General features: G+C 72.5%; 18 protein-coding genes and 1 pseudogene. 1 reads left to right on the forward strand and 18 read right to left on the reverse strand.

What is annotated here, in order from left to right:
* Positions 1-165 precede the first annotated feature (165 nt).
* The 16 genes and pseudogenes from dprA to proS form a co-directional block, all read right to left on the reverse strand.
* Positions 166-1,323, reverse strand: a complete 1,158-nt coding sequence (gene dprA / locus AB0F18_RS01900) for a DNA-processing protein DprA (RefSeq protein WP_362053696.1) — start codon at positions 1,321-1,323, stop codon at positions 166-168.
* On the reverse strand, positions 1,320-2,945 hold the full coding sequence (locus AB0F18_RS01905; protein WP_362053699.1) for an ATP-binding protein: 1,626 nt from the start codon (positions 2,943-2,945) through the stop codon (positions 1,320-1,322). Before AB0F18_RS01905 ends, dprA begins: the two co-directional genes overlap by 4 nt.
* Positions 2,945-3,316 carry a YraN family protein gene (locus AB0F18_RS01910; protein ID WP_362053702.1) on the reverse strand — a complete coding sequence of 124 codons (372 nt, stop codon included), beginning with the start codon at positions 3,314-3,316 and terminating at the stop codon, positions 2,945-2,947. The genes AB0F18_RS01905 and AB0F18_RS01910 overlap by 1 nt, the downstream gene beginning before the upstream one ends.
* Before the next feature lie 133 nt (positions 3,317-3,449).
* Positions 3,450-3,758, reverse strand: coding sequence for a DUF2469 domain-containing protein (locus tag AB0F18_RS01915; protein ID WP_014675276.1), 309 nt, complete (start codon positions 3,756-3,758; stop codon positions 3,450-3,452).
* 55 nt (positions 3,759-3,813) lie between these two features.
* A complete protein-coding gene (locus AB0F18_RS01920) occupies positions 3,814-4,329 on the reverse strand; it encodes an NUDIX hydrolase (protein ID WP_362053705.1) in 516 nt (171 codons plus the stop codon).
* Positions 4,319-5,080 carry a signal peptidase I gene (gene lepB / locus AB0F18_RS01925; protein ID WP_362053707.1) on the reverse strand — a complete coding sequence of 254 codons (762 nt, stop codon included), beginning with the start codon at positions 5,078-5,080 and terminating at the stop codon, positions 4,319-4,321. The genes AB0F18_RS01920 and lepB (AB0F18_RS01925) overlap by 11 nt, the downstream gene beginning before the upstream one ends.
* Positions 5,081-5,140: 60 nt before the next feature.
* Entirely contained in the window at positions 5,141-6,037 is an 897-nt protein-coding gene (lepB, locus tag AB0F18_RS01930) for a signal peptidase I (RefSeq protein WP_362053959.1), read from the reverse strand.
* Positions 6,006-7,018, reverse strand: a pseudogene (lepB, locus tag AB0F18_RS01935) (signal peptidase I). The gene lepB (AB0F18_RS01930) and the pseudogene lepB (AB0F18_RS01935) overlap by 32 nt, the downstream one beginning before the upstream one ends.
* Positions 7,011-7,772 carry a signal peptidase I gene (gene lepB / locus AB0F18_RS01940; protein WP_362053710.1) on the reverse strand — a complete coding sequence of 254 codons (762 nt, stop codon included), beginning with the start codon at positions 7,770-7,772 and terminating at the stop codon, positions 7,011-7,013. Before lepB (AB0F18_RS01940) ends, lepB (AB0F18_RS01935) begins: the two are co-directional and overlap by 8 nt.
* 44 nt (positions 7,773-7,816) lie before the next feature.
* Positions 7,817-8,167, reverse strand: a complete 351-nt coding sequence (rplS, locus tag AB0F18_RS01945) for a 50S ribosomal protein L19 (protein ID WP_030227407.1) — start codon at positions 8,165-8,167, stop codon at positions 7,817-7,819.
* 132 nt (positions 8,168-8,299) lie between these two features.
* The gene (trmD, locus tag AB0F18_RS01950; RefSeq protein WP_362053713.1) at positions 8,300-9,121 is read right to left on the reverse strand and encodes a tRNA (guanosine(37)-N1)-methyltransferase TrmD; all 822 of its coding nucleotides are present in this window, start codon (positions 9,119-9,121) and stop codon (positions 8,300-8,302) included.
* Positions 9,121-9,720 (reverse strand): ribosome maturation factor RimM, encoded by a 600-nt coding sequence (gene rimM, locus AB0F18_RS01955; protein WP_362053716.1) that lies wholly within the window; start codon positions 9,718-9,720, stop codon positions 9,121-9,123. The genes trmD and rimM overlap by 1 nt, the downstream gene beginning before the upstream one ends.
* Positions 9,721-9,803: 83 nt before the next feature.
* A complete protein-coding gene (locus AB0F18_RS01960) occupies positions 9,804-10,043 on the reverse strand; it encodes an RNA-binding protein (RefSeq protein WP_042810017.1) in 240 nt (79 codons plus the stop codon).
* A gap of 2 nt (positions 10,044-10,045) precedes the next feature.
* Positions 10,046-10,483, reverse strand: a complete 438-nt coding sequence (gene rpsP / locus AB0F18_RS01965; protein WP_362053719.1) for a 30S ribosomal protein S16 — start codon at positions 10,481-10,483, stop codon at positions 10,046-10,048.
* A 201-nt stretch (positions 10,484-10,684) separates the two neighbouring features.
* Positions 10,685-11,281 (reverse strand): hypothetical protein, encoded by a 597-nt coding sequence (locus AB0F18_RS01970; protein ID WP_362053722.1) that lies wholly within the window; start codon positions 11,279-11,281, stop codon positions 10,685-10,687.
* Positions 11,282-11,490: 209 nt separating this feature from the next.
* Positions 11,491-12,903 carry a proline--tRNA ligase gene (gene proS, locus AB0F18_RS01975; protein ID WP_362053725.1) on the reverse strand — a complete coding sequence of 471 codons (1,413 nt, stop codon included), beginning with the start codon at positions 12,901-12,903 and terminating at the stop codon, positions 11,491-11,493.
* Positions 12,904-13,034: 131 nt separating this feature from the next.
* Here proS and AB0F18_RS01980 point away from each other — a divergent pair, with 131 nt between their 5' ends.
* Positions 13,035-13,742, forward strand: coding sequence for a methyltransferase type 11 (locus tag AB0F18_RS01980; protein WP_362053728.1), 708 nt, complete (start codon positions 13,035-13,037; stop codon positions 13,740-13,742).
* 3 nt (positions 13,743-13,745) lie between these two features.
* Here the strand turns inward: AB0F18_RS01980 and ftsH are convergent, their stop codons facing one another.
* Both ftsH and ffh read right to left on the reverse strand, forming a co-directional pair.
* On the reverse strand, positions 13,746-15,677 hold the full coding sequence (ftsH, locus tag AB0F18_RS01985; protein WP_362053731.1) for an ATP-dependent zinc metalloprotease FtsH: 1,932 nt from the start codon (positions 15,675-15,677) through the stop codon (positions 13,746-13,748).
* Positions 15,678-15,813: 136 nt separating this feature from the next.
* Positions 15,814-17,388, reverse strand: a complete 1,575-nt coding sequence (gene ffh / locus AB0F18_RS01990) for a signal recognition particle protein (protein ID WP_362053734.1) — start codon at positions 17,386-17,388, stop codon at positions 15,814-15,816.
* Between the last annotated feature and the right edge of the window lie 123 nt (positions 17,389-17,511).

A 17,511-nucleotide genomic window follows, 5' to 3' on the forward strand; every position in this document is an offset into this window, starting at 1 on the left:
GATGGCGCAGGGGCGCAGGGGCGTCCGGACCCGCGCGGGCGGCCCGGGACCGGTGCCTCGCGCACGGCCCGGGCGGCCGCCTCGGGGAAGACCGCGTCTCTCATCGCCTTCACTCTTTCACCGGAACACCCCAGGTCAACGACCGCCTCGCCGGACGGCTCCGGATTACACCTCCCCCTTCGGTCCGCGCCGGGTCAACCGCCAGGCGTCGCCCTGCCGTTCGACGAACCCCAGAGAGTGAAGTTCGTACAGTCTGCCGATGACTTCATCGGTGCCGGTGCCCGCGCCGAGGGAGATCTCGTCCACGTCGGCGGGCCGGCCGGCGGGGAGCGCTTCGAGGACCCGCGCGGCCGCGGGATCCAGCAGGTCGCGGGCGAGGACCGGACCGCGCGGGACGGGGGCCAGCTCGCCGATGTCGCCGACCAGTTCGACCACCTCGGCGGCGTCGGTGACCAGCACCGCCTCGCCGCGCAGCAGTTCGTGCACCCCGGCGGAGAGTCCGCTGGTGGCGGGGCCGGGGACGCCCATGGTGAGGCGGCCCAGCTGCTGGGCCCGGCGGGCGGTGACCAGGGAGCCGCTGCGGTGGGCGGCCTCCACGACGACGGTTCCCCGGGTGAGGGCGGCGATGACCCGGTTGCGCAGGACGAACCGGCTGGGCGTGGGGTGGCTGCCGGGCGGCAGTTCGCCCAGCACCAGCCCCTGGCGGGTGATCCGGCCCAGCAGCCCGGCGTGGCCGCGCGGGTAGACCGTGTCCACCCCGCAGGCCAGGACCGCGGCCGTGGCTCCGCCGGAGGCGAGGGCCCCGCGATGGGCGGCGCCGTCGATCCCGTACGCCGCCCCGGAGACCACCACCCAGCCGCGCTCGGCGAGCCCGGCGGCCAGGGTCTGCGCCATGTGGGCCCCGTACGGGGTGCAGGCGCGGGCCCCGACCAGGGCGACCGAGCGCAGGGCCCAGCTGCGCAGGTTGGGACGGCCCCGCAGCCACAGCCCGACGGGCCGGGCGTCGCCGAGGTCGTCCAGCTGGGTCGGCCACTCCGCGGAGCCGGGGCAGACGAACCGGACGTCCTCTTCGGCGGCCCGGGCCAGGTCCCGCGCGGGCTCCGCGAGCGCCGCCCGTCTGCGGTACCCGGCGAGCCGCTCGGGGCCCACCCCGGTCAGCGGGCCGGGGTCCGCGTCGGCCGCCGCCGCCGTCAGGATCCCCATCAGGGCGACGGGGCCGAGCTCGCGCAGCCAGCGCCCGCCGTGCTCGTCGCCGGGCTCCAGCACCCGGGTCAGCGCGGCCCGGGCCAGGACCCCGGGGTCCGGCTGCGCGGCGACGGTCATGACCCCGCCCCCATGGCCAGCGCCGCCCCGCGGGCGATGCCGGTGCGCAGCTCCAGTGCGACGGCCGCGTCCAGCGCCTCGGGGCGGTCGCGGCCGCGCAGGTCGGCCACGGTCCAGGCGACCCGCAGCACCCGGTCCAGCCCCCGGGCGGTGAGCAGTCCGCGCTCCAGGTCCCGCTCGGCCTGGGCCAGGGCGCCGGGGCCGGCCGGCCAGCGGGTGCGCAGCTCGTGCCCGGGGACCTCCGCGTTGAGCCGCCAGGGGGTGCCGGCGTACCGGGCGGCGGCCCGCTCCCGGGCCTCCCGCACCCGGTCGGCGACGTCCCGCGTGGCCTCGCCGCGGCCGCCCCGGCCCAGCAGGTCGGAGCGGGTGACCGGTTCGACCTCGACCCTCAGGTCGACCCGGTCGAGCAGCGGGCCCGACAGCCGGGCCTGGTAGCGCCGGATCACCGGGGTGGGGCACTCGCAGCCGGACCCGTTCAGGGTGTGCCGCCCGCAGGGGCACGGGTTCGCGGCGAGGACCATCAGGAAGCGGGCGGGCAGCCGTACCACCCCGGCGGCCCGGGCGATGACCACGTGCCCGGCTTCGAGGGGCTGGCGCAGGGCGTCCAGCACCTTCCCGCTGAACTCGGCCGCCTCGTCCAGGAAGAGCACCCCTTTGTGGGCCAGGGAGACCGCCCCGGGCCGGGGGATCCCGGCCCCGCCGCCGACCAGGGACTGCATGGTCGCCGAGTGGTGCGGGGCGCAGTACGGGGGCCGGGAGACCAGCGGTTCGCCGGGCGGCAGGATTCCCGCGACCGAGTGGACGGCCGTCACCTCCAGGGAGTCCTGTCGGGTGAGCGGCGGCAGGATCCAGGGCAGCCGCTCGGCGAGCATGGTCTTGCCGGCGCCCGGGGGCCCGTTGAGGAAGAGGTGGTGTCCTCCGGAGGCGGCGACCTCCAGGGCGCGGCGGGCGCCGTGCTGGCCGGCGACGTCGGCGAGGTCGGGGAAGTCCGGGGCATCCTCCCCGCCCCGGGCCAGGCCCGTACCGAGTCCGGCGCCCGGCAGGACCAGCCCCGCCAGCATCGGGTCGGGGCGGCCCTCCCCGTCCGGCGGGTCCTCCTCGGGCACCGGGGCGTCGGTCAGTACGGCGATCAGCTGCCGCAGGCTGCGCACGCCCAGCACCGACACCTCGGGGACCAGGGCGGCCTCGGCCGCGCACTGCTGCGGCACCACCACCTGCCGGTACCCCGCGTCGGCGGCGGCGACCACGGCCGGGAGGATCCCCCGGACCGGGCGCACCCGGCCGTCGAGGCCCAGCTCCCCGATGAGCACGAGGTCGGCGATCGCCCCGGGGTCCACCACCTCGGCGGCCCCCAGGACGGCGGCCGCGACGGCCAGGTCGAAATGGGCGCCGGCCTTCGGGACGGACGCCGGGCTGAGTCCGACCGTGAGCTTCTTCTGCGGCCAGGGGGCGCCGGAGTTCACCACCGCCGCCCGTACCCGGTCCCGGCTCTCGACCAGGGTCTTGTCGGGCAGCCCCACGAGGGTGAAGGCCGCGACGCCCGGCTCCAGGTCGGCCTGGACCTCCACCACCACGCCCTCGACGCCCACCAGGGCCACCGAGCAGGCCCGCGCGAACCCCATCAGGCCGCCCCCCTGACGTGCTCCACCACGGGCGCGCCGCGCCTGGGCAGCAGGACCCCGACCAGGTCGATCCGCACCCCGCCCGGCGGCGGCCCCCCGTGGTCGGCGAGCCAGCGCCCGGCGAGCCGGCGCAGCCGCTCGGCCTTCCCGGCCCGGACCGCTGCCATGGGGTGCTCGAAGTCACCCGCGCGGCGCGTCTTGACCTCGCACACGACGAGGGCGTCCCCGTCCCGCGCGACGATGTCGATCTCCCCGCCCCGGCACCGCCAGTTCCGGGCGATCACCGTCATCCCGGACTCGGTGAGGCGCCGCACGGCGAGCTCCTCGCCGTACCGCCCCATTGCCTGTCGTGCCACGCCCTTCGCGTTCATCCGGCACCACCTCCGGCACCGACGATCCCGCGTCCCGCTCCACCGAGTGGATCTTGGTGGACAGCCCGGGCGTTGTGGATATCCCGCTCACCCCTACGGGTGAGGAGGGCGGCTCCCGGCAGGCCCGGCCGGCTCAGCCGCCCGGCAGTTCGAGGTCGCTCTTGTTGAGCTCCTCGATGTTCACGTCCTTGAAGGTCAGCACCCGCACCTGCTTGACGAAGCGGGCGGGCCGGTACATGTCCCAGACCCAGGCGTCGGCCATCGTGACCTCGAAGAACACCTCCCCCTGGACCGAGTGCACCTGCATCTCGTAGTCGTTGGTGAGGTAGAAACGGCGTTCCGTCTCGATCACGTACTTGAACAGCCCGACGACGTCGCGGTACTCCCGATAGAGCTTCAGCTCCATCTCGGTCTCGTACTTTTCGAGGTCCTCGGCGCTCATGGCATGTTCCCCTTCAGCCGTGCGTCCCCCTATTGTGCGCCAGCGCCGTGCGCCCCTAAACGATTTCCGGGGGCAGGACCACCGGAGCACCCGGGGGACCGTCGTCGAGCAGCGTCCTCAGCAGCCCGGCGAGCTTGGTCGGGTACACCGTCTCACGGGCCGCGAGAAGTTCCTCGGAGGTCCACCATCTCGCCCCCGTGACGCTGCGCCGCTCCAGCTCGGTGAGGCCGCCCATCGCGGTCGCCGTCCGGGTGGTCCGGGCCAGGAAATACCACTCGTCCTGCTCCCAGCGCCTGCCGTCGAAGGGGAAGGAGCAGTAGCGGCGCCACAGCACGGGCCCCAGCTCCACCTCGGTGATCCCCGTCTCCTCAGCGAGCTCCCGCAGCGCGGCCTGCTCCCGGGTCTCGTCGCCCTCCAGCCCCCCGCCCGGGGTGAACCACCACGTGTCGGCGGGATCGCCCGGCTCGAAGCCGTGCAGCAGCAGGATCCGGTCCTCTGGGTCCAGCAGGACCACCCGGGACACCTTCCGGAGCTGCCGGGCGCCGGGCCCGGCGCCCGGCTCAGCGCCCACCGGAACGCCCCCGCGCCCGTCCGCGCCCCAGGACCCGGGCGACCGGCCCGTAGGCGGCCCCCAGTACGACGAGGGCGGCTCCGCCCAGTACCGCGCCCACCTGGAGCCGCAGCGGCCCGGGCTGCGAGGTCCCGCCGGGGAGGGCGGCGAAGTTCTGCGGCCGGTCCAGCATCTTCATGCTCGGCCACGCCAGCGCGTCGACCCTGGCCTCGACCGCCGACCGGGGCACCGTCCCCTGGCCGGCGTCCTGGAGGTGCGCCCGCGAGTCCAGGGAGCCCGAACGGCGGTCGCCCATCAGGAAGAGGTTGCCCTCGGGCACGGTCACCTCGAAGGACGTCGTCCCCGCGGCCAGCGCGTCACGGCCGGCCTGGTCCACGTACGGCTCCTCCAGCGGCTTTCCGTTCACGGTCAGCCTGCCGCCCTGGCCGCAGCAGCTGACGGTGTCGCCGCCGACGGCCACGACCCGCTTGACCATGGGCGAGTCGCTCCACTGGGCGTCCTTGAAGACCACCACGTCCCCGCGGCGCACCTCGGCGCCGCCGATCCGCTCGGCCAGTACCCGGTCGCCGGGCTGCACGGTGGGCACCATGGAGTTCGTCGGGACCGTGTAGGGCTGGTACACCAGCGCCCCCCAGACGAAGCCGCCGAGGAAGAGCGCGAAGCCGATGGCCACGGCGATGCCCGACAAGGCGTTGCCGAGCCCGCCGCGGCCGTCTCTGCCGCTCGCGCGTATTGCCTGTGTTCCGCCCATTGGTGCGCCCCCATACCCGGAGATGGCCACCACCCGGCGATGGCCGGCCTGGGCGGCACCCTACCGGGCGGTAGAGCCCTTGGTCAGCCTCCGCCGGCGCCACAGGACGAGGGGCACCGCACCCACGATCCCCAGCGCGGCCGAGTTGACCCCGGTCGAGCCGAGCCCGGAGGCCTGCGGCGAGTGCAGGGGGGCCGGGAGCTGCTTGTCGATGCCCTTCTGGTCGAAGGTGTCCGGGACCGGCAGGGTGGCCCAGCGGGTGACCGGCCAGGCGACGACCACGGCCCGCCCGACGACGTCCTTGACCGGCACGAAGCCCTGGGTGGAGTCCTGCATGTGGTAGCGGGAGTCCTGGGAGTTCTGGCGGTGGTCGCCCATGACCCAGATCTTGCCCTTGGGCACGGTGATCGGGCCGAACGGGGCGTCGTCGCAAGGGGTGTTGCCGGGGTAGATGTACGGCTCGTCCAGCTCCTTGCCGTTGACGACGACCGGTCCCCCCTTCTTGCACTCCACGGTGTCCCCGCCGATGGCGATGGTGCGCTTGATCAGGTCCTTCTCCTCGGCGGACGGCATCAGGCCGATCCAGCTGAGGACCTTCTGCACGACGTTGGGCTCGGGGGTGGGCTCCCCTTCCAGCCAGTGGGCCGGGTCGTGGAAGACGACGACCTCGCCGCGCTCGGGCTCCGAGCCGAACCACGGGGTGAGCTTGTCCACCAGCACCCGGTCACCGCGCTGCAGGGTGTTCTGCATCGAGTCGGACGGGATCGAGAACGCCTGGACCAGGAACGTCTTGATCAGCAGGGCGAGCACCAGGGCGATGCCGATGAGGAGCGGGAGCTCCTTCCAGAAGGAACGGTGCTGCGTCGCTCCAGCGGCCGCCTCGTCGGTCTCGTGCGTGACGGCATCGTCCGGCCGCTCCTCGCCCTCATCGCGTCCGGATCGAGCGCCTACCGCCACATCCCCCACATCCACTCCTCACTCGGAAAACCACCGCCCGCGCCGGAACAGGAGCGGGCCCTCCCCTCCCTTAACGAGCGGGAGTTCCCTAAGGCGCGGGAGACCGGGAACACACTATGCGAACGCGGTGGCCCGACGGCGCCCGCCGGGCCGCTGCCGCCGCCCGGCGCGTACCGGATCCGGAACGTCGAGGAAGGTCGCGGGCTGCTCCAGCCGGCGCCAGTGGTCGAACGGCCAGGCGATCACCACGGCCTGTCCCACCACGCCCTTCTCGTCGATGGTGCCCTCGAATGCCTCGTCGAGGTGGTAGCGGGAATCGGCCGAATTGGCGCGGTGGTCGCCCATCACGAACAGCCGCCCGGCGGGTACGTGTACCTCGAAGGGGATGTCCGACGGGGAGTTCCCGGGTGACACGTAAGGCTCATCGAGCGGCCTGCCGTTGACGGTCACCCGCCCCCGGTTGTCGCAGCAGGCCACGGTGTCGCCGCCGAGGCCGATGACCCGCTTGATCAGGTCCTGCTCGTCGGCCGAGGGCAGCAGGCCGATGAAGGTCAGGGTCTGCTTGATCTGCTTCACGCCGGCCGGGTCCTGGGCGGGCCGGGCCGCCTCGCCCTTGAGCCATCCTCCGGGGTCCTTGAAGACGACGACGTCGCCGCGCTCGACCTTGGAGCCGAACCACGGGGTCAGCTTGTCCACCAGCACCCGGTCGCCGATCCGGATCGTCTGCTCCATCGAGCCCGACGGGATGAAGAACGCCTGCACGAGGAACGTCTTGAGCACCAGGGCTATGCACAGGGCCACCGCCACCAGCAGCGGCAGCTCCCCCACCCGCCGGGTACGCCGGCGCCGCCGCACCTTGCGCGCCGCCCGGCGGCGCTGGGCCCGTCCGCCGGCCTCCGCCGGCTCCGGCTCCGGCAGCGGCTCGGCCTCCGGGCGGGGTTCCGGCTCCCGGCCGCCCCGCGGCCGCCCCCGGCTACCCATGCGGGCCCCCGGCCGCGGCCGTGCCCGGCAGCGCGCCCCAGCGCGACACCGGCCAGCCGATCCAGTCGGCCCGCCCGATCACCTTCTCCACCGGCACCATCCCTCCGCCCGGCTCCCCCAGGTGGTCCCGGGAGTCACGGGACTGGGAGCGGTGGTCCCCCATGACCCACAGGGTCCCCAGCGGGACGACGATCCGGAAGGGCACCTTCGAGGGGGTGTCACCGGGAAACAGGTACGGCTCGTCCACGGCGACCCCGTTGACCCGGATCCGGCCGCGCGCGTCGCAGCACACCACGTCGTCCCCGCCGACGCCCACGACCCGCTTCACGAAGTCGGTGTCGGAGGGCTCCGCGAGCCCGAGCGCGGAGGCGGCGCCGTGGACGGCGTCGCCGACCGGGTTGCCGCGGGCGGGTTCCCGTACGAAGGACCCGGTGCCGTCGAAGACCACCACGTCCCCCCGCTGCGGCACGGCGCCGAAACGGTACGCCAGCTTGTTCACCAGGAGCCGGTCGCCGACCTGCAGGGTCGGTTCCATCGAGCGGCTGGGGATCAGGAAGGGCTGGACCACGAAATTGCTGACCAGCAGCAGGAAGACCGTACAGACCACGCCGAGCACGCCGGCCCGCCGCCAGGTCCGGGAACCGCCGCGGGTCCCGAACAGCGCACGCGCCCTGGAAAAAGCAGAGCGCGACCGCTCCGCCCCCTGCTCGGGGGAGGAGTGGCCGCGCTGTGTGAGCTCTGCTTCGGTGTCCATCGGGGGCGAGCCTATCCGGCCGTCCCCGGGACCCGGAGAGGAGATCAGCGGTCGCGCTTCTCCTTGATCTTCGCGGCCTTGCCGCGGAGCTCACGGAGGAAGTACAGCTTGGCGCGACGCACGTCACCGCGGGTGACGAGCTCGATCTTCTCGAAGATCGGGGAGTGGACCGGGAAGGTACGCTCCACGCCGACGCTGAAGGAGACCTTGCGGACCGTGAAGGTCTCCGAGACGCCGGAGCCCTGGCGGCGGATGACGACGCCCTTGAACTGCTGGATACGGGAGCGGTTGCCCTCGATCACGCGGACGTGCACGTTGATCGTGTCACCCGGGCGGAAGGCCGGGACGTCCGTACGCAGGGAGGCGGCGTTGACGCCATCGAGCAGGTGAGACATGAGTTCGTCTGCTTTCTTCGCACGACGCCACAGGTCGCCGGTGCGGGTTTCCGTAGAGAATTCGAGAGCTGCGCTACTCGGCGGACGACGATCCCCCTGTGGCAGGGGCGTACGCGAGCACACAGCAGCCGCCTATTCTTCCACGGCCTCGGGCCTGCGCCAAAATCGGCCGTCTCCGGACGGTTTCCAGCCCAGGATGCTGAGGATCTCCCGGTCCTTCTTGTCGAAGGCGGAGGCCTCGCAGCGCTCGATCAGGTCGGGCCTGTTCTGCGCCGTGCGGCGGAAGGCCTCGTCCCGGCGCCAGCGGGCGATCTTCCCGTGGTGGCCGCTGAGCAGCACCTCGGGGATCTCGCGGCCACGCCACTGCGGGGGCTTGGTGTAGACGGGGCCCTCCAGCAGGTTGGCCATCTCGCCGGGGGCGAAGGAGTCGTCGCGGTGCGACTCGGCGTTGCCGAGGACCCCGGGCAGCAGCCGGGCCACGGCCTCGGTGACGACCAGGACGGCCGCCTCGCCGCCCGCCAGCACGTAGTCGCCGATGGAGACCTCGTAGACCGGCATCCGCGTCGCGTACTCGTCCATGACGCGGCGATCGATGCCCTCGTAGCGGGCCGGCGTGAAGATCAGCCAGGGGCGCTCGGAGAGCTCGACGGCCAGTTCCTGGGTGAAGGGCCGGCCGCTGGGCGTGGGGACGACCATGACGGGACCGTGCGCGCCGGACTCGTAGCCGTCGGCCAGCGCCGCGTCCAGGGCCTCGCCCCACGGCTCGGTCTTCATGACCATGCCCGGGCCGCCGCCGTACGGGGTGTCGTCGACCGTGTTGTGCCGGTCGTACGTCCAGTCCCGCAGGTCGTGCACGTGGACGTCGAGCTGCCCGCGGGCCCGCGCCTTGCCGACGAGGGAGACGTTCAGGGGCTCCAGGTACTCGGGGAAGATCGTGACGACGTCGAGCCGCATCAGGCGTCGTCCCCGGAGTCCGCGGCCTCGCCCGCCTCGCCCGCCCCGGCCGCCTCGGCCTCGGCGTCACGGGCGGAGGCGATCACGGCGTGGTCGTCGATCAGCCCCGGCGGCGGGGTGATGACGCAGCGCTGCTCCTCCAGGTCGATCTCGGCGACGATCTCCTCGACGAAGGGGATCATGACCTCGGAACCGTCCGGACGCTCGACGATGAACAGGTCCTGCGAGGGCAGGTGGGAGATCTCGGTGATCCGGCCGATCTCGGTACCGTCCTCCAGCACCACGTCCAGGTCCATCAGCTGGTGGTCGTAGTACTCGTCCTCCTCCTCCGGCAGCTCCGCGGGGTCCACGTCCGCGATGAGGAGGATGTTGCGCAGCGCCTCGGCGGCGGTGCGGTCCTTGACGCCCGCGAAGCGCAGCAGGAGCCGGCCGCTGTGCACCCGGCCCGTCTCGATGGTCAGCGGGCCCGCCGACGCCGGTTCGGTGCGGAGCACTGCGCCGGGGCTGAGCCGCAGCTCGGGCTCGTCCGTGCGCACCTCGACGGTGACCTCACCCTTGATCCCGTGGGCGCGGCCGATCCGCGCGACTACGAGCTCCACTGTTCGTGCCTCTCCTCTTCAGACGACGACGGGCCGGGGCGGGCACATATGCCCTCCCCGGCCCGTGCCGGTGATTCAACTGCTCAGCGGACCTGGTCCACGTCGACGAGGTCGACGCGGATCCCCCGCCCGCCGATGGCGCCCACGACGGTACGCAGTGCACGTGCGGTGCGGCCGTTGCGGCCGATCACCTTCCCGAGGTCTTCGGGGTGCACCCGGACCTCGAGCACCTGCCCGCGGCGCAGGTTGCGCGAGGCGACCTGCACGTCGTCGGGGTTGTCCACAATGCCCTTTACGAGGTGCTCAAGAGCCTCCTCGAGCATGCTCAGGCCTCGGTCGACTCGGCGGAGGCCTCAGCCTCGTCCGCCTTCTTGTCGGCCTTCTTCTTCTGCGTGATGGCCTCGCCCTTGGCCTCGCCGATGCCCTCGAGGGCCTTGGCGAACTCGTCGAAGGAACGACGCTTGTCTTCCTTCGTCGCCGGCTGCAGCAGCGGCGCGGGGGCCGGGAGGCCCTTGTGCGCCTGCCAGTCACCGGTGAGCTTCAGGATGGCGAGAACGGCGTCGGTGGGCTGGGCGCCCACGGACAGCCAGTACTGCGCGCGCTCGGCGTTGACCTCGATGCGCGAGGGGTTGTACGTCGGCTGGTAGATGCCGATCTCCTCGATCGCGCGGCCGTCCCGGCGGGTGCGGGCGTCGGCGACGACGATGCGGTAGTGAGGGGAGCGGATCTTACCGAGGCGCTTGAGCTTGATCTTGACTGCCACTGGAGTGGTGTCTCCTGAACTTGACGTGGTTGGGCACTTGAGATGCCACGTGGGGTTGCGGTACTCGGGTGCCCGATGGACGCGTCAGCCGGAGGAGAGAGGGGTCCTATGCGACTGTCGAGTACAGCTGCCCATTGTGCCACATGCCCGCCGCGCCTCCGAGCGGGGAGGATCACCACACCGCCCGCCCGGGGCACCGCGTCAGGACGCCGCCGCGGTGGCGACCTCGGGGATCCGGAACGGCTTCATGCAGCCCCCGCACACGATCGGCGCCTGGGCCAGGACGGACGGGACGACCCGGACGTTGCGCCCGCAGTCGCAGACCGCCTTGACGCGCACGCCGCCGCCCGAGGAGCCGTGCCGGGCGGCCGGACCGCGGAAGCTGCGCTTGGTGTCGGCGGCCGTGGCGACCGTGTGCGCCTTGAGGGCGCGCTGGAGCCGCTCGATCGTGGGCCGGTAGCGCTTCTTGGCCTCGGTGTTGAGGAAGACCAGGGAGAACCCGCTGCTGGCGTGCGGCTCCTCGGAGTGGTCCAGCCCCATCTCCTCGGCGATCGCGAGGAATCTGCGGTTGTGGTAGCGGCCCGCTCGCGAGGTGTCACGGACTCCGCGGGCGGCCGCGATGCCGTGGACTGCCTCGTGCAGCAGTCGCTCGAAGGAGAGCTCGGCGCCACAGGCGGACGAGGACTCTCCGATCAGGGACTCGGGCGCGGCAAGGTCAGGCAGCTCGGGGTGGTACCGCTGAATGTCGGCCCACGCCTGCGCCAGCTCTGCGGCGAGAACAGGTGGTGTCGTGCTCACGTCGTGACAACGAGCCGGGGTGCCCCGGTGTTCCGATTCCGGGCCATTCCAAATTTTTTGCACGTACCAGTCAGTTCACTCTCATGCGTCCTGACGAGGACGGGTGCGTCGATCCCAGGAGGAGTCGGTACGTAACGCCGACCGAAAAAACCAGCCCCCGGCGCACGGCCGAAGCCGCGCGCCGGGGGCGTGGAAGCAGGACTCAGGGCTCAGTACGAGCGCGCGACGATCGCGAGCGTACCGGGGGCGTCGTCGGCCTCCGGAACCGACCCGTCCTCGGCGACCAGGCAGCGGACGGTCACGGCCTGCTCGCCGAGCTTGGCCTCGCCCTCCGGGCCCAGGACGCTCCACGGGATCCGCGCCCAGCCGCCGGCGAGGGCGGCCTCGGCGGCCTCCTCGATGGTGGCGACGTCGCTCGTACGGGACACCCGGCGCTCGCGGGACTCGCGCAGCAGCTGGGCCTGGTCCTCCTCCAGCACCTTGGGCAGCAGGTCGGCCAGCGCGTCGATCTGCACCGGCTCCTTCCCGCCCGGGATGCGGCGGGCGAGCATGGCGGTGCCGTTCTCCAGGTCGCGCGGGCCGATCTCGATGCGGACCGGTACGCCCTTGAGCTCCCAGTCCACGGCGCGGCGGCCGAACGGGGTGTCGACGCGGTCGTCCACGTGGACGCGGAGGCCGGCGGCCTTCAGCTGGGCGCCGAGCTCGCGGACCTTGGCCACGGCCTCGTCGCCCTTGATCGCCATGACGACGACCTGGACGTGCGCCAGGCGCGGCGGGACGCGCAGGCCGTTGTCGTCGCCGTGGGACATGATCAGGCCGCCGACCATGCGGGTCGAGACGCCCCACGAGGTCTGCCAGACCAGCTCCTGCTGGCCCTCCTTGGAGAGGTAGGAGGTGTTGAAGGCCTTGGCGAAGTTGGTGCCGAGCTCGTGGCTCGTGCCCATCTGCAGGGCCTTGCCGTCGCCCATCATGCCCTCGAGGGTGAGGGTGTTGATGGCGCCGGCGAAGCGCTCCTTGGGGGTCTTGCGGCCGAGCACGACGTCGATGCCGAGCACGTTGGTCATGAAGTCGCCGTACACGTTCCGGTGGATGTGCGCGGCGTAGTCGCGGGCGTCCTCGTACGTGGCGTGGGCGGTGTGGCCCTCCTGCCAGAGGAACTCGCTCGTACGGAGGAAGACGCGGGGGCGCATCTCCCAGCGGACGACGTTGGCCCACTGGTTGATCAGCAGGGGCAGGTCCCGGTAGCTCTGGACCCACTTGGAGAAGTAGTCGTTGATGATCGTCTCGGAGGTGGGCCGGACGACGACCGGCTCGTCCAGCTCCTTGCCGCCGCCGTGGGTGACGACCGCGAGCTCGGGGGCGAAGCCCTCGACGTGCTCCGCCTCCTTCGTCAGGTACGACTGCGGGATGAACAGCGGGAAGTAGGCGTTCTGGGCGCCGGCTTCCTTGATGCGGGCGTCCATCTCCTGCTGCATCCGCTCCCACAGGCCGTAGCCGTACGGTCGGATGACCATGGTGCCGCGGACCGGACCGTTGTCGGCCAGCTCGGCCTTGTTGATCAGATCCTGGTACCAGCGGGGGAAATCCTCCGCCTGCGGGGTGAGAACGGGTGCCTTTGCCATGGCGCGAATGGTACGGCGCCGGGCACCGGATGCGTGAATCGGGTGGCGCACTCCTCTGGACGCGGGGGCCGATGGGGAGTTCTCTGGCAACGGGGGCAAGGGGGCGAGACGGAATCAGGAGCGCTCTTTCGATGACACCGACGCCGACGGCGACGCTCGTCGCCCGGGACTGGGCGGAGATCCAGGAACGGATGCTGGTACCGCTGTACGAGGCGGTCTACGACCGTCTGGAGGTCGGGCCGGGCACCCGGCTGCTGGGGCTCGGCTGCGGGGCCGGGCTGGCCCTGCTGCTGGCCTCCGGGCGGGGCGCCACCGCCACGGGCGTGGAGGCGGACCCGGCCCTGCGGGCGCTGGCCCGGGAACGGCTGCTGGAGGTGGTGGCGGCTCCGCCGGTGCCCGCGGCCCGCCCCTACGACGTGCTGCTGGCCTTCTCCCCCGACCCGGGCGCCCTGGCCGCGGCCCTGCCCGCGGTGCGGCGGGGCGGTGCGGTGGTGCTGGCCGGCTGGGGGCCGGCCGAGCGGTGCACGGTGCCGGCGGTGCTGGGCGGCGGGCCGGTGGTCCGGGACCTGGACGCGGTGGCGGAGGAGGCCGGGCTGCTGCCGGACGGGTCGGGGCGGGTGTTCTGCCCGTTCGGGTACGCCGACACGGACAGCGCCGTGCGCGGGCTGCTGTCGACCGGGCTGTACCCGGTCGCCGGGACCGGGGCCGGGCCCTGCGCGGCGGCGGACCCGGCGCTGGCGGAGAAGGAGCTCGCGGAGGCGCTTCACCCGTTCGAGCGGGCCGACGGCGCCGTGTGGCTGCCGAACATCCTGCGGTACGTCATCGCCCGGGTGGCGTAGCGGTCACCGGGTGCCGTGGTCCTTGGTGAGGCGGGGGATGCCGGCCGCCTCGTACGCGGCGTGCTCGTCCAGGGTCTCGGCGGCCAGCAGGGCCTCCGCCAGGGCGTCGAGCTGCGGGCGGTGTTCGGTCAGCAGGCGGCAGGCCTCCTCGTAGCACTCGTCCACGATCCGCCGCATCTCGTGGTCCACGACGTCGAGGGTGGCGGGGGCGGCCGTCAGTCCGTACGGGCTCTGCGCGTCGGAGGGGATGGCGGTGAGGCGGCCGACGCGCTCGCTCATGCCCCAGCGGCCGACCATGCCGCGGACGATGTTGGTGACCTGTTCGAGGTCGCTCTCGGCGCCGGTGGTGATCACGTCGTAGACGACGTGCTCGGCGGCCATGCCCCCGAGCGCGCCGATGATGCGGCCCCGCAGGTAGGGCTCGGTGTAGGCGTAGCGGTCGGCGTCGGGGGTGGAGAGGGTGACGCCGAGCGCGCGGCCGCGCGGCACGATGGTGATCTTGCGTACGGGGTCGGCGCCGGGCTGGAGCATGCCCAGCAGGGCGTGGCCGCTCTCGTGGTAGGCGGTGCGGCGGCGCTCCTCCTGGGGCATCACGAGGGGGCGCTCGGCGCCCAGCTGGACCTTCTCCAGGGCGTCGGAGAGGTCGGCCTGGGTGACCGTGTCCTGGCGGCGTTTGACCGCCAGGAGGGCGGCCTCGTTGGCGAGGTTGGCCAGCTCGGCACCGGTCATCCCGGGGGTGATGCGGGCGACCTGGGCCAGGTCCACGCCGGCGGCGAGGGGGATGTCGCGGGTGTGGATGCGCAGGATGGCCTCGCGGCCCGCCTTGTCGGGTGGGGAGACGGCGACGGTGCGGTCGAAGCGCCCGGGGCGGGTCAGGGCGGGGTCGAGGACGTCGGCGCGGTTGGTGGCGGCCAGGACGACCACGCCCTCGGAGCCGGAGAAGCCGTCCATCTCGGTGAGGATCTGGTTGAGGGTCTGCTCGCGCTCGTCGTGGCCGCCCATGGCGGCGGAGCCGCCGCGGGCACGCCCGATGGTGTCGATCTCGTCGATGAAGATGATCGCCGGGGCGACCTTGCGGGCCTCGGCGAAGAGCTCGCGCACCCGGGAAGCGCCGACACCGACGATCATCTCGATGAACTCGGAGGCGGACGCCGAGAAGAACGGCACCCCGGCCTCGCCCGCGACGGCGCGGGCGAGGAGGGTCTTGCCGGTGCCGGGCGGGCCGGCCAGCAGCACGCCGCCCGGCATCCGGGCGCCCAGCCTGCGGTACTGCTGGGGGTTCTTGAGGAAGTCGACGACCTCGCTGAGCTCGCCCTCGACCTCGTCGATCCCGGCCACGTCGTCGAAGGTGGTGCGCTTGGCGCCCTCCAGCTCGACGGGCCGGGGCGGCGCCTTGCGGCCGAAGCCGCCGGGCCCGCCCATGGCGGATCCCATCCGGCGGGCGATGAGCAGCCACAGGGCGACCAGGAGCAGCATCGGGGCGAGGGAGATCAGCAGGTTGGCCAGGAAGCTGCGCTGTTCGACGACCGGGGAGGCGGTGACGGTGACGCCCTTGGAGGTGAGGCCGGACCACAGCTGGTCGTCGGCGAAGGCGGGGCGCTGGGTGACGAACTTGGTGTAGTCGCCGTGGCCGCCGGGGACGGGCTTTTTGGCCTTCAGCTCGCCCTGGATGGCGTCGCCCTTGGAGTAGATCTTCTCGACGTTGCCGTCGGTGACCTGCTTGCTGAACTCGGTGTAGGAGATCGTCGGCCCGTCGCCCTCGTTGAAGAAGGACAGCACGACGTTGGCGATCAGGTAGACGATCAGGGCCGCGACGATGAGCCCGCGCCAGCCGCCGGGCATCTTCTTGCGGGGCGGCGGGCTGGGCGGGGCGCCCTCCGAGCGCCAGGGGGTGTCGGCCCGGTCGCGTGGCGGTACGGGGGTGGGGCTGGGCACGTGGGCCTCCTTATGCCGTCCTCCCGGCCGACCATAAGCGACAAACCGCCTCATTGCCCCCGCACGACTGGGCCCGTGCCCCCGCAACGACAGGGCCCCGCCGTGCGTGCACGGCGGGGCCCTGTTCGTATGACCGCTACTTCATGAACTTCTTGAACTCGTCCGGCAGGTCGAAGTCCTGGCCGGGCTGGCCGCCGCCCGCCGGGAGCCCGAACGGGTTGCCGCCGGCGGCGGGGAGCCCGGGCTGGGCGCCCTGCTCGCGCCGGGCCGCGGCCGCGGCCTCCTCTTCCTTGCGCTTCATCGGGTTGCCGCTCTTGCGCTTGCCCTTGGCCTGCTTGACCTGCTTCTTCTGCCGGCCGGGGCCGCCGCCCATCCCCGGGATCCCGGGCATGCCCGGCATGCCGCCGCCCTGGGCCATGCGGGACATCATCTTGCGGGCGTCGAAGAACCGCTCGACGAGGCCCTTGACGGCGCTGACCTCGGCACCGGAACCCTTGGCAATACGGGCGCGGCGCGAGCCGTTGATGATCGTCGGGTCCTGGCGCTCGGCCGGGGTCATCGACTTGATGATCGCGGCCATGCGGTCGACGTCGCGCTCGTCGATGTTGTTGATCTGTTCCTTGATCTGGCCCATGCCCGGCAGCATGCCGAGGAGCTTGGAGATGGAGCCCATCTTGCGGACCTGCTCCATCTGGGCCAGGAAGTCGTCGAGCGTGAACTCCTTGGGGCCCTTGGCGAGCTTGGCCGCCATCTTCTCGGCCTCGGCCTGCGAGAAGGTCTTCTCGGCCTGCTCGATGAGGGTGAGCATGTCACCCATGTCGAGGATCCGGCCCGCCATGCGGTCCGGGTGGAAGGCGTCGAAGTCGTCGAGCTTCTCGCCGTTCGAGGCGAACATGATCTGCTTGCCGGTGACGTGCGCGATGGAGAGCGCGGCACCGCCCCGGGCGTCGCCGTCGAGCTTGGAGAGCACGACGCCGTCGAAGCCGACGCCGTCGCGGAAGGCCTCGGCGGTGTTGACCGCGTCCTGACCGATCATGGCGTCGACGACGAAGAGGATCTCGTCGGGGCTGACGGCGTCGCGGATGTCCGCGGCCTGCTGCATCAGCTCGGCGTCGATGCCGAGGCGGCCGGCGGTGTCGACGATGACGATGTCGTACTGCTTGGTGCGGGCGTACTCGATCGAGTCCTTGGCCACCTGCACCGGGTCGCCGACGCCGTTGCCGGGGGCCGGGGCGTAGACGGCCACGCCGGCCCGCTCGGCGACGACGCTGAGCTGGTTGACGGCGTTGGGGCGCTGGAGGTCACAGGCGACGAGGAGCGGGGAGTGGCCCTGCCCCTTCAGCCAGAGGCCGAGCTTTCCGGCGAGGGTGGTCTTACCGGCACCCTGGAGACCGGCCAGCATGATCACGGTCGGCGCGGTCTTGGCGAAGCGCAGGCGGCGGGTCTCGCCGCCGAGGATGGAGACCAGCTCGTCGTTGACGATCTTGAGGACCTGCTGGCCGGGGTTCAGCGCCTTGCTGACCTCCTCGCCGCGGGCCCTTTCCTTGACGTTCGCGATGAAGGAGCGGACGACGGGGAGCGCGACGTCGGCCTCGAGGAGGGCGATACGGATTTCCCGCGCCGCAGCGTCGATGTCCTGCTCGGAGAGGCGGCCTTTGCCCCGGAGGGACTTGAAGGTCGCGCTGAGGCGGTCGGAAAGCGTATCGAACACGGTGGTCGCGATTCCTCGGGTCGGGGGCGGTGTGGTCGCCCCCCAGGGTATCCGGCCCCGCCGCTCCCCGGGGGCGGGGTTGCGGTGCCGCTGCGCGGGGCTGGATTTCACACAGCGAAATTC

Source organism: Streptomyces sp. NPDC029216, assembly GCF_040648015.1.
Taxonomy (GTDB): domain Bacteria; phylum Actinomycetota; class Actinomycetes; order Streptomycetales; family Streptomycetaceae; genus Streptomyces.

Excerpts from the sequence above, each read along its gene's own strand:
- lepB (WP_362053710.1), bottom strand. The coding sequence starts at position 7,772 with ATGGACACCGAAGCAGAGCTCACACAGCGCGGCCACTCCTCCCCCGAG.
- AB0F18_RS01960 (WP_042810017.1), bottom strand. The coding sequence starts at position 10,043 with ATGCTCGAGGAGGCTCTTGAGCACCTCGTAAAGGGCATTGTGGACAAC.
- lepB (WP_362053707.1), bottom strand. The coding sequence starts at position 5,080 with ATGGGCGGAACACAGGCAATACGCGCGAGCGGCAGAGACGGCCGCGGC.
- rplS (WP_030227407.1), bottom strand. The coding sequence starts at position 8,167 with ATGTCTCACCTGCTCGATGGCGTCAACGCCGCCTCCCTGCGTACGGAC.
- proS (WP_362053725.1), bottom strand. The coding sequence starts at position 12,903 with ATGGCAAAGGCACCCGTTCTCACCCCGCAGGCGGAGGATTTCCCCCGC.
- dprA (WP_362053696.1), bottom strand. The coding sequence starts at position 1,323 with ATGACCGTCGCCGCGCAGCCGGACCCCGGGGTCCTGGCCCGGGCCGCG.
- AB0F18_RS01905 (WP_362053699.1), bottom strand. The coding sequence starts at position 2,945 with ATGGGGTTCGCGCGGGCCTGCTCGGTGGCCCTGGTGGGCGTCGAGGGC.
- trmD (WP_362053713.1), bottom strand. The coding sequence starts at position 9,121 with ATGCGGCTCGACGTCGTCACGATCTTCCCCGAGTACCTGGAGCCCCTG.
- AB0F18_RS01910 (WP_362053702.1), bottom strand. The coding sequence starts at position 3,316 with ATGAACGCGAAGGGCGTGGCACGACAGGCAATGGGGCGGTACGGCGAG.
- AB0F18_RS01915 (WP_014675276.1), bottom strand. The coding sequence starts at position 3,758 with ATGAGCGCCGAGGACCTCGAAAAGTACGAGACCGAGATGGAGCTGAAG.
- AB0F18_RS01980 (WP_362053728.1), top strand. The coding sequence starts at position 13,035 with ATGACACCGACGCCGACGGCGACGCTCGTCGCCCGGGACTGGGCGGAG.